1 protein-coding gene and 1 pseudogene are annotated in these 1,403 nt (G+C 59.7%); both read left to right on the top strand.

Annotation, left to right across the window (positions count from 1 at the left end; all coding sequences use genetic code 11):
• Window positions 1-326 precede the first annotated feature (326 nt).
• A complete protein-coding gene (locus PMN64_RS42815; protein WP_283090010.1) occupies window positions 327-1,160 on the top strand; it encodes a universal stress protein in 834 nt (277 codons plus the stop codon).
• Between the two features lie 36 nt (window positions 1,161-1,196).
• Window positions 1,197-1,403 (top strand): annotated as a pseudogene (locus PMN64_RS42810) (DUF1772 domain-containing protein); the annotation flags it as partial.

The following is a 1,403-nucleotide window of genomic DNA, read 5'->3' as shown; positions in this document are numbered from 1 at the left end:
CTACTATAGCTACGCCTATGAGCCCGTCGATTTCGGGCCGTACTGTCGCGTTAGGCGTGAACGCTTCTGGGACGGTTGGAGGTGGCGAGTTCGCCGGATCGAGGATTGCTACTGATACTCTCACGTTCGGGAGGCGGTCCGGCAAGGGAACCCTGGCGAGGGGTGACGTCAGGTTTCTCCTTGATCTGTCGGAGTGAGTATCGTTCCGATGCTACGTTGCACCGTTAAAACTGCGGCCCGCCGATTGATCGTCATCAATGCCCGTTGCGCCGTGAGTCTTGAGACTGCGCTCAGGGGCCGCATCGTATATTTGCTGGAACGGTTCGATGATCAAGGACATTGTCATCAATCTCGAGCATCAGGTAACCCGCGATCCGGCCGGTGAGTTTGCCATTTCGATTGCGGAGATGTTTGGCACCCACCTTGCCGGTGTTGCCTTCGCATATTCCCCTGAGTTTCCGGGCTACCCCGTGATGGAGCTTCCGCCTGATGTCCTGGCCCAGATGGTCGCGAGCAGTGAAAGATCTGCGCTCGCCGCGATCGAACGCTTCGATGCGGCGGCCGCGCGTTGCCTTGTTTCAACAGAGCACCGCTTGCTGAGGACGATAGGGGCGGAGGCGCCCGCGATCTTTGCGGCCCTGGCTCGGCGCTTCGATCTGAGCGTGTTCATGCAATCCGAGCCGTCTCGCGCGAACAACGATGACATGATCGAAACCGCGCTGTTCCAGTCAGGGCGTCCGCTGATTGTTGTGCCTTACGTGCAGAAAGACGGGTTGAAGCTCGATCGCGTGGTGTGCTGTTGGGATGGCGGCCGCGTGGCGGCACGCGCCTTCAGCGACGCGTTGCCGCTGCTCGCGAAGGCGACGGCTGTGGATCTTTTGATCGTGCTGAACGGGAAGACCAACGCGGAGAACAAGGAAGTCCGCGGTGTTGAGATGGCGGCTCACCTCGCGCATCATGACGTCAAGGTCGAGATCGCGACTGTTGTGACCCCTGACACTGATGTTACCAATGCGATCCTTTCCTATGTCGCAGATAATTCCGGGACCCTGATCGTGATGGGGGGGTACGGTCACGGGAGGCTGCGCGAAGTCATTCTGGGTGGCGTGACCCACGATATGATGAAGTCGATGACGGTGCCCGTGTTCATGTCGCATTGAAGGGTACGACAACCGCCTGCGCCAGGAGTGAGATCGATGCGGCTCGGTCTTTACGCATTTGCTGTCGCCGCGGCCTTTTCCGGCGCTACGGTTTACATCGGCCTCGTTGAGCAGCCAGCGCGACTCAGGCTCAATACTCGTGCGATGATCGAGGAATGGAAACTGAGCAATCGGCGCGGCACGCTGGTGCTGTCGGGTGTGGCCGTGCTGTCGGCCGCAATCGCGCTTGTACAGTTCAGGCAG

Origin of the sequence: Bradyrhizobium sp. UFLA01-814 (assembly GCF_046718885.1) — a bacterium.
In the GTDB taxonomy this organism is placed as follows: Bacteria; Pseudomonadota; Alphaproteobacteria; order Rhizobiales; family Xanthobacteraceae; genus Bradyrhizobium; species Bradyrhizobium elkanii.
Note: the sequence above shows the minus strand (reverse complement) of the source record. Positions and strands in the feature narration are given on the sequence as shown.

What these genes read in the sequence shown, in the direction of transcription:
- PMN64_RS42815 (WP_283090010.1), top strand. Translation starts at nt 327, where the DNA reads ATGATCAAGGACATTGTCATCAATCTCGAGCATCAGGTAACCCGCGAT.